The following is a 19015-nucleotide window of genomic DNA, read 5'->3' as shown; positions in this document are numbered from 1 at the left end:
GCGCCCTCATACCTCCTGCAGCCGGTAACCGACCCCGGTTTCCGTCAGAATATAGCGCGGCTGATCCGGGATTTTTTCGATCTTCTGGCGAAGCTGGCGCACATAGACCCGCAAATATTGCACATCGGTCAGTTCGTCCCATACATGCTCCAGCAGAAAACGGTGCGTCAGCACCTTGCCGGCATGCTGCACCAGAACCCTGAGAATGTCATACTCCTTGGGCGAGAGCTTCACTTCCCGATCCTCCACCTTGACGATGCGCCGGACCAGATCGACGGAGAGATCGCCGGTCTGGAACACCGGCCTCTCCCCCTGGCTTTGCAGACGATGGCGCAGGGCGACGCGGATGCGGGCGACGAGTTCGTTCATGCCGAAAGGCTTGGTGATATAGTCATCCGCCCCCAGTTCCAGCGCCCTGACGATACCCGCCTCATCCGTGCGGCTGGAGAGAATGATGACCGGCAGCGCCAGCCCTTCGCCGCGCCATTTCGCCAGAAGATCATGACCCGACATATCCGGCAGGCCGAGATCGAGAACGACGAGATCGGGCTTGTCCTCACTGACCAGCTGCATGGCGACCTTCGCATTCATCGCCTCGCTCACCGCATATTCTTGGGTCGACAGCCCTACGCGCAAAAGCTTGCGGATCGGCGGTTCGTCGTCGACGATCAGAATACGAACGGCGGAATTGGTCATTCTCGATCTCCCTCAGCGGCATAGCTGCTTGTCGCCGGCAATCGCGCCTTAATCATGGTCTATCATCGGCGCATCGGCGGGAACCGGCAGACTGACGGTAAACTGTGCACCGGTGCGGCCCGACCTGTTTTCCGCGCGGATCGAACCGCCCATAGCCTCGATAAACCCTTTGCAGATCGATAGACCCAGGCCCGTTCCCGCCTGCACATGATCCGTCTTGCGCACCCGGTAAAAACTGTCAAACACCCTCTCCGTATCGTCGGGCGGAATACCCGGCCCCGCATCCGCCACCGAGAGAAAGATATTTTTGCCCTGCCGCCAGCCGCGAATCTCGATAGCGGTATGTTCGGGAGCGTATTTGGCGGCATTGTCGATGAGATTGAACAGAACCTGTTCGAAAAGCACGGGGTCGACCTTCAGCATCGGCAGGTCGGAGGGAATATCCAGAACGATCTCATGCCTGACGACGATTTTCGCTGCGCGCGAAAGTGCGGTTCCGACCATATCGCCCACGAAATGCAGACCGTAATTCGGCTCCATCGCTCCCGACCCGATCCGCGTCATATCAAGAAGATTGGAGATGAAGCGGTTCAGCCGCTCGGATTCCTCGATGATCGTCGAAAGCAGTTCGGCGCGGGCATCCGGCGGGATGTCCTCGGCGAAATCCTTCAACGTTCCCGCCGAGCCCAGAATGGCCGCAAGCGGCGTCTTGAGATCATGGGAAATGGATGTCAGCAGCGCGGTGCGCAGCCGGTCGGTTTCCGCCGCAAGCCTTGCCCGGTCGACATCCGAGACGAGCTGGATTCGCTCGATGGCAAGTGCCGCCTGATCGGCCAAAGCATCGAACAGTCGCTGCTGTTCCGGCGTCAGAAGCGGGCCGAGCCGGTCATCGTCCAGCCCCACCACGCCGACGGCGCCGCTGCCGGTGCGCAGGGGCAGATAAAGCCGTTTGGCGCCGGGCAGCGTATCCGCGCCCCTGCCCGCAGCCTTGTTATGTTCCCAGGCCCATTGCGCGGCGGCAATATCGGCATCCACCAGCGTATCGTCCGGCGGATACCCCGCCTTGACCGTGATCGTATTATTTTCAGGTAAAAGCAGAACGATCCGAACCTTCAGCATCGAGGCCATCTGGAAGGCCGCCGCCCATAGGACATCGTCCAGCGTTCCAGTCACCGAAAGCTTCTTCGAGAACAGATATAAATCTTCCGTCGTTCGCGCCCTTGCCCGCGCGGCGGCGGCCTGCCGTTGCACGGCTGCGGTAAGATTGGAGGCGACAAGCGCCACACCGAGATAAAACAGCAGCGCCACGACACTTTCCGGATCGCGAACGGTCAGGGTGTAACGCGGCTCAAGGAAGAAAAAATTGAATGCAAAAGCGCCGAGCAGGGAAGCATAAAGCGCTGGTCCCAACCCGCCGCGCACGGCGGCGGCCAGAACCGCCATCAGGAACACCAGCGCCAGATTTCGAACATCGAGCGTCTGGTCGAGCACGATGCCGGCCACGATCGCCAAACCGACGAACAGGGTGCTGCTAAGATAAGGCCGTATGGAACGATGCGATTGCGCCGAGGCTGGCTTTGCGGCCTGGCCCAGCTTCTCTTCTTTTTTGTCGCCGGAAATAACGTGAACGCTGATATCGCCCGCATGGTCGATCAGATCATGCGTCAGCGAACGCTGAAAAATCCGTTGCCACCAGGATTTTCGCGGGCGGCCGATGATGATGTGGGTGAAATTATTGGCGTTGGCATAGGAGATGATCTCCCGCGTCAGATCGAGCGCCGGCAGGGTCACCGTCTCGCCGCCAAGCTGCTGGGCAAGCCGCATCGTGCCGGCCAGCCGGTCCTTCTCCGCCTCCGACAATTGCTGCGAACGCGGCGTATCGAGATGCAGCGCCGTCCAGGGCGCCCGCAGGCGATCCGCCTGCCGGCGGGCATAACGCACCAGCCCCGGACCGTTGCCGCCGTGGTCCAGGCAAACCAGAACCCTGTCGCCCGCCGCCCATGGGCCGGAAATGGCATGGGACTGCATGTGGTTGAGCAATTGCTCATCCACCCGTTGCGCGGTGCGCCGCAGCGCAAGCTCTCGCAACGCCGTCAGATTGCCGCGCGAGAAATAATTCTCGATGGCGCGCCGGGCGGTGCGGGGCAGGTAAACCTTGCCATCCTGCAGCCGCTTGATCAGATCGTCTGGCGTAATATCGATGATTTCGACATCGTCGGCCCGGTCGATAATGCTGTCGGGCACCGTTTCGCGGACACGGATGCGGGTGATCTGCGCAACGACGTCGTTCAGGCTTTCGACATGCTGGATGTTCAGCGTCGTATAGACGTCGATACCCTGCGCCAGAATTTCCTGAACGTCCATGTAGCGCTTGGGGTGGCGGCTGCCGGCGGCATTGGTGTGCGCCAGTTCATCGACCAGAACCAGAGCGGGACGGCGGGCGAGAATGGCATCGAGATCCATCTCTTCCAGCACCTGACCGCGATAGTCGATACGCCGGCGCGCGATGATCTCGAAACCCTGCACCAGCGTTTCGGTTTCCCGGCGGCCATGGGTTTCCACGACGCCGATGACGGCATCCACCCCATCCGCCAGCTTCGCTCGGCCGGACATCAGCATTTCATAGGTCTTGCCGACGCCCGGTGCCGCCCCTAAAAATATCTTCAGCCGGCCACGCGCCTCGCGCCGGGCGTTTTCCAGCAGCGCATCGGGCGACGGTCGGCTCGGCATATCGCGATTGTCGTCAGGCATTTAACCCACCAGTGGTCGAGGCTATGGCTTGCGAACAAGCCATAGCCATTTCAGTTCATGAGCCGGCTGCGTCAAGAGCCATGTTGAGCGCCAGCACATTCACGACCGGCTCTCCCATGAATCCGAGTTCCGGTCCTTCGACATGGCGCTCGACGATGGCACGCAGGGATGCCTCATCCATGCCCCTTGCTTTGGCGACACGGGGAACCTGAAAATAAGCAGCCTCCGGCGAGACATGCGGATCAAGGCCGCTGCCCGAGGCCGTCACCAGATCGGCCGGAACCTCGGCCGTCGGATTTTCGGCTTTTGCGGTCTCGTAATCCTGTTTCACCCGGTCGATGAGCTTGGCGCTCGTCGGACCGAGATTGGAGCCGGACGACGAAGCGGCATTGTAACCATCGCCGGCAGCCGATGGCCTGCCATGGAAATATTTCTCACTGGCAAAGGCCTGCCCGATCAATTGCGAACCTGCAACAGCACCATTCTTTTCGATGAGGCTGCCATTGGCCTGAAAAGGGAAGATCGCCTGCGCGAGACCCGTCATGCCCAGAGGATAGGCAAGGCCGGTGATAGCGGTGGTGGCGAGGATGAGCACCAGTGCGGGACGAAGCTGTTTGAACATTGTCTTTACTCCTCAGGCGAGACCGAGCGCCGTGACGGCGAGGTCGATGACCTTGATGCCGATGAAGGGAACGATGATGCCGCCGAGGCCATAGATGACCAGATTGCGCGACAGCAGGGCACCCGCGCCGATCGGCCGATATTTGACGCCCTTCAGCGAGAGCGGGATGAGCGCGATGATGATGAGCGCGTTGAAGATGATGGCCGACAGGATGGCGCTCTGCGGTGTCGAAAGCCCCATCACGTTCAGAACGCCAAGCTGCGGATAGAGCACCAGGAACATTGCCGGGATGATGGCGAAATATTTGGCGATATCGTTGGCGATGGAGAACGTCGTCAGCGCGCCGCGCGTCATCAGCAATTGCTTGCCGATTTCCACGATCTCTATGAGCTTGGTCGGATCGCTGTCGAGATCGACCATATTGCCCGCCTCGCGTGCCGCAACCGTACCCGTATTCATGGCAACGCCGACATCGGCCTGCGCCAGCGCCGGCGCGTCGTTGGTGCCATCGCCGCACATAGCGACGAGCTTGCCCTTGGCCTGTTCCTCGCGGATAAGCTCCAGCTTGTTTTCCGGTGTCGCCTGGGCGAGGAAATCATCGACGCCAGCTTCGGCCGCAATCGCTGCTGCCGTCATGGGATTGTCGCCGGTGATCATCACCGTGCGGATGCCCATGCGGCGAAGCTCTGCGAAACGCTCGCGAATGCCGCCCTTGACGATGTCCTTCAGCTGAACGACGCCGAGCAGCTTGCCATCGCGCACGACGGCGAGCGGCGTGCCGCCGGTCTTGGCGATCTCTTCGGCAATTGTCCGGATGCCGCGTGCGGCGTCCGTTTCGGTTTTGACGGCAAGCGCCACATTGCCCTGTTGCGGAGCGCCGCCGTTAACATAGGCTAGAACGGCGTCGACTGCGCCCTTGCGAATGGAGGAGCCTTCGAAATCGACACCGCTCATGCGGGTCTGGGCGGTGAAGGGTACGAAATTCGCATGCAGCTTCTGCATGTCACGGGCGCGGATGCCGTATTTTTCCTTGGCGAGAACCACGATGGAACGGCCTTCCGGCGTTTCGTCAGCAAGGGAGGCAAGCTGCGCCGCATCGGCCAGTTCCTGCTCGGAAACGCCGGCAACGGGACGAAACTCGGTCGCCTGCCGGTTACCCAGGGTGATGGTGCCGGTCTTGTCGAGCAGCAGCGTATCCACATCGCCGGCGGCCTCGACGGCGCGGCCGGACATGGCCAGCACGTTGAAACGCACCAGTCTGTCCATGCCGGCAATGCCGATGGCGGACAGAAGCGCGCCGATGGTAGTCGGGATGAGCGTTACGAACAGAGCCACCAGCACGATGATCGGGATCGAACCGCCGGCATAGGCCGCGAAGCTCGGAATAGTAGCGGTGGCCAGCACGAAGATCAGCGTCATGCCCGCGAGCAGAATGTTGAGCGCGATCTCGTTCGGCGTCTTTTGGCGTTCAGCGCCTTCGACCAGCGAAATCATCCGGTCGAGGAAGGTGGAACCGGCGGCGGCGGTGATGCGAACCCTGATCCAGTCCGACAGCACCTGCGTGCCGCCGGTAACGGCCGAGCGATCACCGCCGGATTCGCGGATGACGGGGGCGGATTCGCCGGTGATTGCCGCCTCGTTGACGGAGGCGACACCTTCGATGACTTCGCCGTCGGAGGGGATGATATCGCCCGCCTCGACGAGAACGACATCGTTCACCTTCAGGCTGGTGCCCGCCACCATCTTGTACTGGCTGCGGTCATCGCCGGTGAGCAGTTTCGCCTGGGTTTCGGTGCGGGTCCGGCGCAGCGAATCCGCCTGCGCCTTGCCGCGCCCTTCGGCGACGGCTTCCGCGAAATTGGCGAACAATACGGTGAACCAGAGCCAGAGATTGATCTGGAAGGAAAAACCGAGATTGGCGCCGCCGGTGATGAGGTCGCGGATGAACAACACGGTCGTCAGCGCCGACACCGTCGCGACCACGAACATGACCGGGTTGCGGGCCAGGGTGCGTGGGTTGAGCTTTTTGAATGCGGCGGCAATGGCCGGCACGAGAATGCGAGAATCGAGGATGCTCGCTTGTTTGGACTGGCTCATGAAGAGGCTCCAGCGTTTGAAACGGGGCGACCGATAAAGGTCGATCAGCCCGTGATAACTTCGAGAGCGACAACGGCGGCGACGAGAGCCGCCATCATCGCGAGAATGACATTGGAAGCGCACCAGCCGCCGGGCGTGGCGCTGCCTTTGACGGGAGCGCCTTTGCGGGCGGAGACGATGCGGTTACTTCGGGATTTGTCGTTCATGGCGTCACCTCAGAAGAGCTGGCCTGCCGCCATCACCAGATGTTCGGCAACGGGGCCGAGCGCCAGTGCAGGCAGGAAGGTAAGGCCGCCGACAATCAGGATCGTGCCGACAAGCAGGCCGACGAAAAGCGGGCCATCCGTCGGGAAGGTGCCAGCCGAGGCCGGAACGGTCTTCTTGGTGACCAGCGAACCGGCAATGGCGAGTGCCGGAATGATGACCAGAAAACGGCCCATCAGCATGCCAAAGCCAAGCGTGATGTTGTACCAGGTGGTGGTGCCTGTGAGGCCGCCGAAGGCGGAGCCGTTATTGGCGGCCGCCGAGGTATAGGCATAGAGGATTTCGGAGAAGCCATGCGGCCCCGCGGTGCCGATCGATGCGACCGCCGAGGGCAGCACGGTGGCCGTTGCCGTGAAGACGAGCATGGCGAGCGGCAGGCAGAGAATGGCCAGAACCGCCATCTTCATTTCCTTGGCCTCGATCTTCTTGCCGAGATATTCCGGTGTGCGCCCGACCATCAGACCCGCCACGAAGATGGCGATGACGATGAAGAGCAGAATGCCGTAAAAACCCGCGCCGACACCGCCGACGATCACCTCGCCCAGCTGCATGTTAATGAGTGGGATAAGACCACCCAGCGCCGTGAAGCTGCCATGCATGGCATTGACCGCGCCGCAGGAGGCGGCGGTGGTGATGACCGCAAAGAGCGACGAGAGCGCCACGCCGAAACGGACCTCCTTGCCCTCCATATTGCCGCCGGCAAGACCGAAACCGTGCATCAGCGGGTTTCCGGCCGCTTCCGCCCAATAGGTGACGGCGACGCCGGCGATGAACAGCACGCCCATGGCTGCGAGGATCGCCCAGCCCTGGCGCTGGTTGCCGACCATGCGGCCGAAGACGTTGGTAAAGGCTGCCCCGATGGCGAAGATCGACACCATCTGGATCATGTTGGAAATGGCATCCGGGTTCTCGAAGGGATGCGCCGAATTGGCGTTGAAGAAACCGCCGCCATTGGTGCCCAGCATCTTGATCGCCAGCTGTGACGCGACGGGGCCGACGGCAATCGTCTGCTGCGCGCCTTCCAGCGTCTGCGCGTTCACATAGGCGCCGAGCGTCTGCGGCACGCCGAGCCAGACGTAAACGAGGGTCAGCACGATGCAGAGGGGTAAAAGCACGTAGAGCGTGGAGCGGACCATATCCACCCAGAAGTTGCCGATCGCCTTGCCGGAAGCGCGGGAAAACGCGCGGATGAGGCCGATGGCGATTGCCATGCCTGTTGCGGCGGAAACGAAGTTCTGCACGGTGAGACCCGCCATCTGGGTCAGATAGGACAGGGTGCTTTCGCCGCCATAATTCTGCCAGTTGGTGTTGGTGACGAAGCTGACCGCCGTATTGAAGGACAATTCCGGCCCCACGGCCGCCATTGCCTGCGGATTATAGGGCAGCACCGCCTGAAAGCGCATCAGGGCATAAAGCAGGGCAAAACCGAGCAGGTTGAAGAGAAGCATGGAGAACGCATAGGTCGTCCAGTGCTGCTCCTCACGCTCGCTTGTCCCGGCAAGGGCATAAAGGCCGCGCTCGACGGGTGCGAGAACCGGCGACAGCAGGGTGCGCTCGCCATTAAAGACACGCGCCATATAGAAGCCGAGCGGCTTCACCAGCGCAAAAATGATCCCGCAAAACAGCAGAATCTGAAACCATCCATTGAGGGTCATGGTATTGAACTTTCAATAAAGCATCGGACCGAAAAGTGTCATGCGGTTTTCGGAAAATCCGATGCTCGGACAGAAAGAGAGAGCGGCGGATCCGATTCCATTTTTCTCTCCGCCGCGCGAACCGCCGCTTCCCGATCAGAAACGTTCGGGGCGAATGAGAGCATAGGTGAGATAGGCGGCGATAAAGACCGTGACGGCGCCGCTCAAGATATAGTCGAATGTCATCGCAGCCTCCGTCTAAAGCCGGTTGCAGGCGCGCGTATAGGCAAAGCAGAGGGCGAAAAACACCGTGGCTGCGCCGATCAGAACAACATCCATCATCGATGGGACTCCTTTTTATTTGAGGAGCCGGACAGGAAGAAAAGCGCCGTCATGTGGGACGTCGCTTTTCATTCTTTCTGGCTGAGAAGGGAACACCATCCCTTCACGCACAGAAGAATGCACCCGAACCGCATAAAGGTTCGAGACGGCCACAGAGGCAATAAAATAGGAATCTTATAGGAATTTCGATGCCCGCCGGTCGCGGGCATCGCTGCCGCTACTTAGAGTTTTGACGCATTTCCGGACGGAAGACCGGGGTCCACTTTTCCTGGAAATGCTCTAAGAGAGCGGGCTGTCACCGAAAGCGGAAACGATGGTTTCCGCCGGGCTTTTACCGGCCAGCAGCGTGGCCAGCAAAATGCGGGCCTGGCCCGGGCGAAGCGTGGATGAATGCACGGCGCCCGCCGCGACAAGATCATGCCCGCCGCCGCCGCCGCCATAGGTCGCGACCAGCCGCCCTTCCGGCACGCGGCTGGAAACGATGACGGGCACGCCGCGTTCGGCGCAGCGCTTCACGGCTTCGGCGATACGCGGATTGGCGTTGCCGGAACCGAGTGCGGCAAGAACGATGCCTTTCGCGCCGGCCTCCAGGCTTGCATCGATATGGGTTGCGTCACAGCCGGGATGAATGGCGACGATATCGACGCGCTGATCGGTTACCGGGGCGGAAAGCCGCAGCGTTGCGGCAGCAACCAGCGGCCGGGCGGAGCGGAAGGCATCCGCCTCATCCGCGCTCAGCTTATAAAGCCCCCAGGCCGGCAGACAGCGGCCGCCGAAGGAGAGGAGCACGCCTTTTGCGGCATTCGCCTGATCGAGCGCTGTTTCTATGGCCCGGGCCAGATTGGCCGGCCCGTCCGCGTCCTTATGGTCTGCCGTAAACTGTGCGCCGGTGAAGACCACCGGCTTTGTGATGGCCCGCTGCAAATGCACGAGCAGCGAGGATTCTTCCATGGCATCGGTGCCATGCAGAACCACGATGCCGGCAACGGCGGGATCATCGAGCTCGGCGCCCACCGCATCGCTGATGCGCTGCATGTCTGCCAATGTCAGGCTGGAGGAATCCTTCGCCATCAGGTCGACCGGCTTCAGCCGGGCGGTGATCTGCGGAACCAGCGCCAGCAGGTCCTCACCCGAAAGGCTGGGCGTGCTCACGCCATCGGCACCACGCCGGCTGGCGATGGTGCCGCCGGTGGCGATGACCGCCACCAGAGGCGTTGCGTCCTGCCCGCTCACTGCGATGCTCCCGCACGCTCGTCCGCAAGGCGGTAGATGCGGTCACGCAAGAGATACCAGCCGATGACGAGCGCGGGGATGATGACCAGTAGCGAAGCGATTGTCCAGGAGCCGACGGGATAATCGAAGGCCATCAGCACCAGCACGCCGAACAGGAAGATGAGCGTGAGAATGCCGGTGTACGGCGCGCCGAACATGCGGAAATCCGGACGCACGAGTTCACCACGCTTGGAAAGCTGCCAGAGCTTCAACTGGCAGAGCACGATGACGGCCCATGCGCAGATGATGCCGAGCGCCGAAAGGTTGAGCGCGATCTCGAAGGCCGAAGCGGGAACGACGGCGTTCAGCGCCACGCCGAGAACGGTGACGACGGCGGTCACCGCGATGCCGCCATAGGGCACGCCGTTCTTGTTCATCTTCGCAAGTGCTGCCGGCGCCGAGCCGGAAACCGCCATCGAGTGCAGGATGCGGCCGGTGGAATAAAGTCCGGCATTGAGCGAGGACAGCACGGCGGTCAGAACGACGAGGTTCATGATCACGTCGGCGCCCTGCACGCCGATGGAACCGAAGAAGGTGACGAAGGGGCTCTCGCCAGCCTTGTAGGCGGTATAGGGCAGAAGCAGCGCGAACAGCAGCACCGAACCGACATAAAAGACCACGAGGCGCAGGACCACGGCGCGGATGGCGCGGGGCATGACCTTGCGCGGGTCTTCCGTCTCGCCTGCCGCCGTGCCGATCAGTTCGATGGAGGCATAAGCGAAGACGACACCCTGTATGATGACGAAGGCTGGCAAAATACCGTTCGGGAAAAAACCGCCATTATCGGTGATGATGCTGAAGCCGGTGACATGGCCTTCGATGGGGGTGCCGAAGATGACGAAATAAATGCCGACCACGAGGAAGATCGCAAGCGCCAGCACCTTGATGAGGCTGAACCAGAATTCAAGCTCACCGAAGACCTTCACCGACAGCATGTTCATGGCCAGCACGACCAGAAGCGCCGTCATCGCGAAGACCCACTGGTCGATACCCGCAAGCCACGGAACATATTGCTTGAAGAAATTCATGTAGAGGGCAACGGCGGTCACATCCGCCACAGAAGTCATGGCCCAGTTCAGCCAATACATCCAGCCGGCCGCGAAGGCCATCTTCTCGCCGTAGAACTCACGGGCATAGGACACGAAGGAACCGGAGCTCGGACGGTGCATGATCAGTTCGCCGAGCGCGCGCAGCACCAGAAAAGCGAAGAAGCCGCAAAGCGCATAAACAAACACCAGCGCCGGGCCTGCCTGTGCCAGACGCCCGCCCGCACCGAGGAAAAGCCCGGTGCCGATGGCGCCGCCAATGGCGATCATCTGAATCTGACGCGGCTTGAGGGCCTTGTGGTAACCGAGATCTTCTTCGACGAAGACCTCACGATCGGCAGACGCCGTTTTCCCAGAATGCATGGATATTTATCCTCCCGATAAAGTGCTTGCAGTCGGCGATAAGCCGGAAATGAAAATGAAACTGGCACAGTCCGCGCTGGAATATGGCCAGCATGCATGCTCATGCGCGCTGTAAAGCTGCATGACAGATTTTCGCCCCTCATAATGGCAGATAATGCCGTTCGTCAAGCGTATTCGATATGATTGACCTTCTCCTCCACCCCAATTAAGGTCAAAAATCTGTAAGACAGCTTTACAGATATAGCAACGCTTAAAAGCCAGTGGAGGAAAAAGTGAGCGTGACGCGCAAGGAGCATGATTTGCTCGGGACCAAGGAAATTCCGGCGGATGTCTATTGGGGCGTGCACACGGCACGCGCTGTGGAAAACTTCAAGATCACCGGGGTGACCATCGGCCACAACCCCTATCTCGTCCGGGGACTGGCCTATGTGAAGGAGGCGGCGGCACGCGCAAACCACGAGCTCGGCCTTCTCGACACGGAACGCATGGAAGCCATCGCCGAGGCCTGCCGCGAAATCCGCGCCGGCGCGCTGCATGAGCAGTTCGTGGTGGATGAAATTCAGGGCGGAGCCGGCACTTCCACCAACATGAACGCCAATGAGGTCATCGCCAACCGTGCGCTCGAACTGCTCGGACGCGAAAAAGGCGATTATGCCCGCCTTCACCCCAATGACCATGTCAATCTCAGCCAGTCGACCAACGACGCCTATCCGACCGCGATCAATGTCGGCCTGATCGAGGCGATCGACGATCTGGCGGCTTCCATGGGCGTGCTGAAGGATGCCTTCGACCGCAAGGCGCAGGAATTTGCCGGCTTCGTCAAGATCGGGCGAACGCAATTGCAGGACGCCGTGCCGATGACGCTCGGCCAGGAATTCCGCACCTTCGTGGTGATGCTGGGAGAAGATCAGGCGCGCCTCATCGAATCCGCAGCACTTCTGCACGAGATCAATCTCGGCGCCACCGCCATCGGTACCGGGCTGAATGCACCGCGTGGTTATGCCGAGCTTGCCTGCCAGCATCTGGCGGAACTGACCGGACGACCTCTGGTGACGGCGGCAGACCTCATCGAAGCCACCCAGGACCCCGGCGCCTTCGTGCATCTCTCCGGTGTGCTGAAACGCGTCGCCGTGAAGCTGTCGAAAACCTGCAACGACCTTCGCCTGCTCTCTTCCGGCCCGCGCGCCGGGATTGGCGAAATCACCCTGCCCTCCGTTCAGGCGGGTTCCAGCATCATGCCAGGCAAGATCAATCCGGTCATTCCGGAAGTGGTCAATCAGGTGGCCTATGCGGTGATCGGCAATGACATCACCATCACCATGGCCGCTGAAGCCGGGCAGTTGCAGTTGAACGCTTTCGAGCCAATCATCGTGCGCGCGCTTTCACAGAGCATCAGCCAGCTCAGCGCCGCCTGCCGCACGCTGGCGGAACGCTGCGTCGACGGCATCGTCGCCAATCCGGCGATCATGGCGCAGCGCGTGGAAGAATCCATCGGTCTCGCCACCGCGCTCAACCCGTTGATCGGTTATTATGCGGCGACCGAAGTGGCGAAGGAAGCACTTGCCAGCGGCCGCACCGTGCCGCAGGTGGTTCTGGAACGCGGTTATCTCACCGATGCGCAATTGCAGCAGGCGCTGAGCCCGCGGCACCTTGCCAACTTGCCCGCCGTCACGGCTGGCGAAGCCGATCTTCGCCAATAATCGTGGTCACCACCTGCTTCACCTGCCCAAGGTGAAGCTCCATCGCCTCCCGCGCCTCAGGCGCTGAACCCCGCCGGATCGCCTCGACGATCCGGCGGTGCTCGAAATTCGAGGCAACGCGTCGGCCGGCCATCAGGTTGACCATCTCTGACTGTTGGGACAGCGCCTCACGGGCATCGGCCACCACCTTGGCAAACAGCCTGTTGGCCGAAGCTTCCGCAATGGCGCAATGGAATTGCCCATCCAGCAGCACCCAGGGATGCGGCCTTTCTTCGGCTTCCATCCGATCACAGAGGTCAAGCAGGACTTCCAGCTGGGCATTCGTTCGCCTCAACGCCGCCCAACCGGCCGCAGGAACTTCGATGAAGGGGCGGGCCTCAATCAGATCGCGGGCGGAATAGGCGCCGTAATTCAATTCGGAAGGCGGGGTCGGCGTCATCACATAGGTGCCGCTTCCGGTGCGGGTCTGTGTCAGCCCCAGGGTCTGGAGCGACCGCAAAGCCTCGCGAATGATCGGCCGGCTGACGCCATATCGGGCGGCCAGATGGGCTTCGGAAGGCAGCCGGGTGCCGACCGCAAGCTGCCCCGAGGTGATGGCGGAACGGATATCATCGAACACAGCTTCTGCGGCATTCTTGCGATTGATCGGCTGCGCATCCGACAGCCAATCCGACAACCCGCCCATCTTCAAACCCTCCGCACTCTCAATATGTTCGCAATATCAACGCAAAACCAGACAACCGCCCAAATGCAAAGGACGGCCGCCGCTCTCGCGGCCAAGCCGACCTTCCTAACATTATCCTGCCCGCCGGAACAACGACGGCGGATATTTTTGTTGGAGCGAGGGTACAGTATCGCCGCACCCTCGCTCCGCGTCAGATATTACGCCTTGATTTCCGCTGCCTCCGGCTTCTCATCCTCACGCGAGATGCGGAACCACGTGACATAGAGCGCCGGCAGGAAGAGCAGGGTAAGCGCCGTACCCACCACAATACCGCCCATCATCGCATAGGCCATCGGACCCCAGAAGATTTCCCGGGAGATGGGGATGAGGGCAAGTGTGGCCGCCGCCGCCGTCAGCATGATCGGCCGCATGCGGTGTTCGGTCGCCTCGATGACGGCACGCCATGCCGAGACCCCTTCGCTTCTCAGATGCTCGATCTGCACGACGAGGATGACCGAGTTGCGGATCAGGATACCGATCAGCGCCAGCACGCCGAGAATGGCGACGAAACCCATCGGCGCATTGGAGAAGAGCAGCGCCACCACGACGCCGATCAGGGCTGTCGGCGCCACGGCAAAGACCAGGAACAGCCGGCTGAAACTCTGCAACTGGATCATCAGGATCGTCGCCATCGCAAACAGCATCATGGGGACGACAGCGACGATCGGCGCTTGCGAATCCGCGCTGGATTCCACCGAGCCGCCCGTCTCCAGCGTATAGCCGACGGGAAGCGTTTTCTGGAACGCCTCGATGTTCGGCTTCAGCTGCTCCACAATCGTTGCTGGCTGCGTTGGACCGATAATGGCAGCCTTGACGGTGACAGTGGGGATCCGGTCGCGACGCCAGATGGTCGGCTGCTCCAGCTCATAACGGAAATTGGCGATTGCCGAGAGCGGCACGGCCTTGCCGTTGGTTGCCGGCAATTGCAGGTTCTGCAAGGTCTCGATGGAGCCGCGCTCCGAAAGCTGCGCCCGCGCCACCACGTTAACGAGGTAGATATCGTCCCTCACCTGCGTGACGGTGGAGCCTTCGACAATGCTGTTCATGGCATTAGCGATGTCTTCCGACGAGACGCCGAGTTGGCGGGCCTTGTCCTGCAGAACATCCACTTTCACCACGCGCGTCGGCTCGTTCCAGTCCATGACCATGTTGGACAGCAGCCGGTGTTCGCCGACGATGCCCGACAATTGCTGCCCGAGCTCGCGCACCTTCTGGATATCCGGACCGCTGAGGCGATATTGCACCGGCTTTCCGACCGGCGGACCGATATCGAGCAGTTTCACGAAGGCGTCGGTGCCGATAAAAGTCTTGTTCAGATAGTCCTGCAGCTCGGCGCGCACCTTGTCACGCACATCCAGCCCCTTGGTGACGATGACCGTCTGGCCGAAGGTGACATCCGGCGTCTGCACGTCGAAGGACAGGATGAAACGCGGCGCGCCTTCGCCGACATAGGTTGTCCAATGGTCGATATCCGGATTCTTGGCCAGCATTTCCTGCTCGAACTGCGCCATCTGCCGGTTGGTCTCGGCAATCGAACTGTTCTGCGGCAGGTTCCAGTCAACGATCAGCTCCACACGGTCGGATGACGGGAAGAACTGCTGCTGCACAAGGCCCATGCCGCCGACGGAAAGGCCGAACAGCGCAATGGTGAGGATGATCGTCACCCAGCGCCAGCGCAGCGCCCGGCCGAGAAGCCAGGAAAAGGCAGAGGCAAAGCGGCCCTTTTTCTCATGATGCGATTTCATCGTCTTCGGCAGGATCGTCACGCCGAGCAGCGGCGTGAACAGGACCGCGACGATCCATGACACGATCAGCGAAACGGCGATCACCACAAAAAGCGTGAAGGTGAATTCACCCGCCGCGCTGTTGTTGAGACCGACCGGAATGAAGCCAGCAACGGTGACCAGCGTACCGGTCAGCATCGGGAAAGCGGTAGAGGTGTAAACATAGGTCGCCGCTTTCCTGAGATCGTCACCGACCTCAAGCCGCGCAACCATCATCTCAACGGCGATCATTGCATCGTCGACGAGAAGCCCGAGCGCGATGATGAGGGCGCCCAGAGAGATACGCTGCAGGGAAATGCCGGTATATTCCATGTAGACGAAGGTGATCGCCAGCACGAGCGGAATGGAAACCGCAACCACCATGCCGGCCCTGAGGCCAAGGCTGATGAAGCTGATGACGAGAACGATGGCGATGGCCTCGAACAGCGCCGAGGTGAAGCCCGAGACTGCCTCATCGACCACGGCCGGCTGATCGGACACGCGATGCACATCGACGCCAACAGGCAGATCCGCAACCACCCGCTTCATCTGCGCATCCAGCGCCTCGCCGAAGTGCAGCAGGTTCGCGCCGGTTTTCATGCCGATCGCAAGGCCGATGGCCGGCTGGCCGTTAAAGCGGAACAGCGAGGACGGCGGATCGACATAACCGCGCCGGATCGTCGCCACTTCCGTCAGAGGGAAGAATCGGTTGTTGACCCGCAGATTGATGGACCGCAGGCTGTCTTCCGAGGTGAACTGGCCGCTGACGCGCAGCGCCACGCGCTCAGGCCCGGCATTGACGAAGCCGGATTGCGTGACGGCGTTCTGGGCTTGCAGCGTCTTGATAATCGATTGCTGGTCGATGCCGAGCGCCGCGATCTGCCGCGTGGAGAACTCCAGATAGATCGTCTCATCCTGTGCGCCGATGACATCGACCTTGCCGATATTGTCGACGGTCAGCACCTTCGCACGCGCATCCTCCACCAGATCGCGCAATTGCCGCTGGCTGAGACCGTCGCTGGTGAAGGCGTAGATATTGCCATAGACATCGCCGAAGCGGTCGTTGAAGAAGGGACCGACAACGCCCGAGGGGAAATCGCCCTTGATGTCGCCGATCATGTTGCGCACCCGCACCCAGGTCGGCTCCACGTTGCGCGCCTTGGTTTCCGGCACCAACTCCACAAAGATCGTCGTGCGGCCGGCCACCGTCTGGCTGCGCAGATGATCGAGATTGTCGAGTTCCTCGAGCTTCTTCTCGATCCTGTCGGTCACCTGCCGCGCCACTTCTTCGGCGGAAGCGCCGGGCCATTGCGCGCTGATCACCATGGTCTTGATGGTGAAGTTCGGATCTTCCTCGCGGCCGAGGTTGAGATAGGAGAAAACGCCGGCAAGAACGAAAACCAGCATGAAGTACCAGACGAGCGAACGGTGTTCGAGCGCCCAGTCGGAGAGATTGAATTTCTTCACTGACGGACCTCCTGATCGATCCTGATGGCCTGTCCATCCTTAAGCTTGTGCACGCCGGCGCTGGCAACGCGTTCGCCGGGTTTGACGCCGCCGGTAATGCGCACGCTGCCGCCCTCGGTGGGCTCGCCCTCTATCGTGACCGGGCGGTAGGTCACCGTTGCCGCATCGGCATTAACGATCCAGACGCCCCAGCCGGTATCGGTTTTCAACAGCGCCGATGCGGGAAGCGTGATCTGCGGTTCGGAGGCCGCAAGCGCGAGAGCAGTGACAACGGAACCGAGCCGGAACGCCTGCGGCGCATCCTGCAGGCTGATCTTCGTGCGGCGTGTGCGCGTCGCCGTTTCGGCTTCCGGCGCTATCTCGCGCACCACACCGGTGGTGCGGATTTTCGGATCGAGTTGCAGGGCAATCTCGAAGGTCGAGCCGATTTCAAGCCGCTGCGCCGCAAATTGCGGAACATCCACCACCACGTCCCGCACTTCCGGGCGGGCGATGGTCACCACCGTCTGGCCGGCGGAAACGACCTGGCCGATTTCGCCCGAGGTGGCAGTCACCACACCGTCGAATTCGGCGCGCAGCTGCGCATAACCCAGCTGCTCTTCTGCCTTGTCAAGATTGGCGCGGGCCTTGGCAACGGCGGCATTGGCCGTGCGCGTGGCCTGTTCCGCCTCTTCCAGTGCCGCTTCCGTGCCGCTGCGAGCTTCGGCCAGCACACGCTGGCGCTGTTCGGTCGTCACCGCATTGGCGAGTTGCGCCTCGGCATTGGAGAGATCGGACTGGGCGCTTTTTACCGCCAGTTCCAGCGCCAGCGGATCAATCGAGGCAACCACATCGCCTTTCTTGACCAGATCGGCCACATCGACATTACGGGCGATGATGCGGCCGAGAACGCGAAAACCAAGATCGGTCTGAATGCGCGATTCCACCGTGCCCGTCAGCCGCAATGCATCGGCCGATTTTTCTTCCACGACAACGGAGAGCACCGGACGCGGCGCTTCCGCGGCCGCCTCCTGCTTTTCCTGGCAGGATGAGAGCGCGATTGCGGGCAGCAACAAAAACAAGCTTCTGTTTATCCTGAACATTATTGTGCCTGCCCCTTTTCATAGGCGACCTTTTCACCGGTGCGGAGAAATTTGGTCCCGACGGTGACGACGAGATCACCCGGCTTGAGGCCTTCCGTGACAACGAATTGACCGGTCTCGTAATCGGCAACCTGAACCGGGCGCATGGCGACTTCCGACGACCGCGGATCGACCAGCCAGACAGCGGGGACGCCGTCCTTCGAGGTCATCGCCGACCACGGAAGCTTGATCGCATCGACCTGTTTGAAGCGGAAATGGCCGGATACGGGCGCACCGAGCGGCATGGTCATATCGCCGTTCAGGCCGACCTTGACCCTGATCGTTCCATTGTCCGGGTCTATCGTCGGAGAAATCTCCCGCACCGGCGCCGCAACGCTGCGGGCGGGGTCCGACAGGAGGCTGACATTGACAAGATTGTCGATATCACGCTCGAGGAAGAGGGATTCGTAAACATCGAAGACCGCATCGCGCGGCCCGTCATGCGCCAGCGTGAAGACGAGCTGGGCGGCCTGCGCCACCTGGCCGACTTCGACATTGCGCGCCGTGATAACGCCATCCGCATCCGCCCTGAGTTCCGTATAGGACAGGGCATCCCGCGCCGTATCGAGCTGCGCCTGCGCCGATCTCACCGCTCCTTGCGTCGTGAGAAGGGTTTCCTGGGCCTTGTCGACCGCCGAACGCGAGGTCACCTGCGTCTTGAAAAGGCTTTGCTGACGGTCGAACGTCAATTGCGCCTGGGTCTGCTGCGCTTCCGCTGATTGCAGGTTGGCCAGGGCGACATCGAGATCGGCCTTCTGCTCTTCGGGATCCATGCGGGCAAGCAATTGCCCGGTCTTCACCCGTGCGCCCACATCCACCAGCCGCTCGGTGATCTTGCCGCTGACCCGGAAGGACAGATCCGTCTGGACCCGTGCCTTCACTTCGCCCGTGATGACGCTGCCGCGATCAACGGGCTTTTTTTCAGCCGCGACCACATCGACGGTGCGGAGCGGCTTTTCGGCGGGCGGCTCTTCATTGCTGCAGGACGACAGGGCGAAAATACCGCCAAGCGCCGCCGCGATAAGAATGGTTCTCATGGTGACCTCTTGATCTTCGCCTCATCCTATAATATTTGACTGACTGAATAGTCAATGAAATTCTTATGCCGCTGATCGGGGAGCTGTCCGGAGTATCGGCACGGGTTCCCGAATGA

Annotated in this window: 14 protein-coding genes; 1 reads left to right on the top strand and 13 read right to left on the bottom strand. The window is 61.2% G+C overall.

Annotated features, from left to right (window positions below; translation table 11 throughout):
* Positions 1-6 precede the first annotated feature (6 nt).
* From PIB16_RS06365 to PIB16_RS06325, 9 genes are all read right to left on the bottom strand, one after another.
* A complete protein-coding gene (locus PIB16_RS06365) occupies positions 7-696 on the bottom strand; it encodes a response regulator transcription factor (RefSeq protein WP_078052059.1) in 690 nt (229 codons plus the stop codon).
* Between the two features lie 48 nt (positions 697-744).
* Positions 745-3447 carry a sensor histidine kinase gene (locus PIB16_RS06360; protein ID WP_271045229.1) on the bottom strand — a complete coding sequence of 901 codons (2703 nt, stop codon included), beginning with the start codon at positions 3445-3447 and terminating at the stop codon, positions 745-747.
* A gap of 55 nt (positions 3448-3502) precedes the next feature.
* Entirely contained in the window at positions 3503-4069 is a 567-nt protein-coding gene (gene kdpC / locus PIB16_RS06355) for a potassium-transporting ATPase subunit KdpC (protein ID WP_078052061.1), read from the bottom strand.
* Between the two features lie 12 nt (positions 4070-4081).
* Positions 4082-6166, bottom strand: a complete 2085-nt coding sequence (gene kdpB, locus PIB16_RS06350; protein WP_174045637.1) for a potassium-transporting ATPase subunit KdpB — start codon at positions 6164-6166, stop codon at positions 4082-4084.
* A gap of 44 nt (positions 6167-6210) precedes the next feature.
* Entirely contained in the window at positions 6211-6372 is a 162-nt protein-coding gene (locus PIB16_RS06345) for a hypothetical protein (RefSeq protein WP_162934196.1), read from the bottom strand.
* 9 nt (positions 6373-6381) lie between these two features.
* The gene (kdpA, locus tag PIB16_RS06340) at positions 6382-8085 is read right to left on the bottom strand and encodes a potassium-transporting ATPase subunit KdpA (RefSeq protein ID WP_271045228.1); all 1704 of its coding nucleotides are present in this window, start codon (positions 8083-8085) and stop codon (positions 6382-6384) included.
* Between the two features lie 135 nt (positions 8086-8220).
* Complete coding sequence (gene kdpF / locus PIB16_RS06335) at positions 8221-8310, bottom strand: K(+)-transporting ATPase subunit F (RefSeq protein WP_003506089.1); 90 nt, start codon at positions 8308-8310, stop codon at positions 8221-8223.
* Between the two features lie 375 nt (positions 8311-8685).
* A complete protein-coding gene (locus PIB16_RS06330) occupies positions 8686-9639 on the bottom strand; it encodes an asparaginase (protein ID WP_271045227.1) in 954 nt (317 codons plus the stop codon).
* Entirely contained in the window at positions 9636-11087 is a 1452-nt protein-coding gene (locus PIB16_RS06325) for an amino acid permease (protein ID WP_078052064.1), read from the bottom strand. The genes PIB16_RS06330 and PIB16_RS06325 overlap by 4 nt, the downstream gene beginning before the upstream one ends.
* 272 nt (positions 11088-11359) lie before the next feature.
* On the opposite strand from PIB16_RS06325, the gene PIB16_RS06320 reads away from it, so the two are divergent.
* Positions 11360-12787, top strand: a complete 1428-nt coding sequence (locus PIB16_RS06320) for an aspartate ammonia-lyase (RefSeq protein WP_271045226.1) — start codon at positions 11360-11362, stop codon at positions 12785-12787.
* On the opposite strand, the gene PIB16_RS06315 is transcribed toward PIB16_RS06320, so the two are convergent.
* From PIB16_RS06315 to PIB16_RS06300, 4 genes are all read right to left on the bottom strand, one after another.
* Positions 12756-13472 (bottom strand): FadR/GntR family transcriptional regulator, encoded by a 717-nt coding sequence (locus tag PIB16_RS06315; RefSeq protein WP_065656538.1) that lies wholly within the window; start codon positions 13470-13472, stop codon positions 12756-12758. The two genes, PIB16_RS06320 and PIB16_RS06315, sit on opposite strands and share 32 nt — an antisense overlap.
* A gap of 197 nt (positions 13473-13669) precedes the next feature.
* The gene (locus tag PIB16_RS06310; protein ID WP_271045225.1) at positions 13670-16741 is read right to left on the bottom strand and encodes an efflux RND transporter permease subunit; all 3072 of its coding nucleotides are present in this window, start codon (positions 16739-16741) and stop codon (positions 13670-13672) included.
* Positions 16738-17823, bottom strand: coding sequence for an efflux RND transporter periplasmic adaptor subunit (locus PIB16_RS06305; RefSeq protein WP_271045224.1), 1086 nt, complete (start codon positions 17821-17823; stop codon positions 16738-16740). Before PIB16_RS06305 ends, PIB16_RS06310 begins: the two co-directional genes overlap by 4 nt.
* Positions 17823-18899, bottom strand: coding sequence for an efflux RND transporter periplasmic adaptor subunit (locus PIB16_RS06300; RefSeq protein WP_271045223.1), 1077 nt, complete (start codon positions 18897-18899; stop codon positions 17823-17825). Before PIB16_RS06300 ends, PIB16_RS06305 begins: the two co-directional genes overlap by 1 nt.
* Positions 18900-19015: the final 116 nt, after the last annotated feature.

This window comes from Agrobacterium sp. ST15.13.015 (assembly GCF_027871645.1).
Classification (GTDB): domain Bacteria; phylum Pseudomonadota; class Alphaproteobacteria; order Rhizobiales; family Rhizobiaceae; genus Agrobacterium; species Agrobacterium leguminum.
This window is presented reverse-complemented; position numbering and strand designations above follow the sequence as displayed.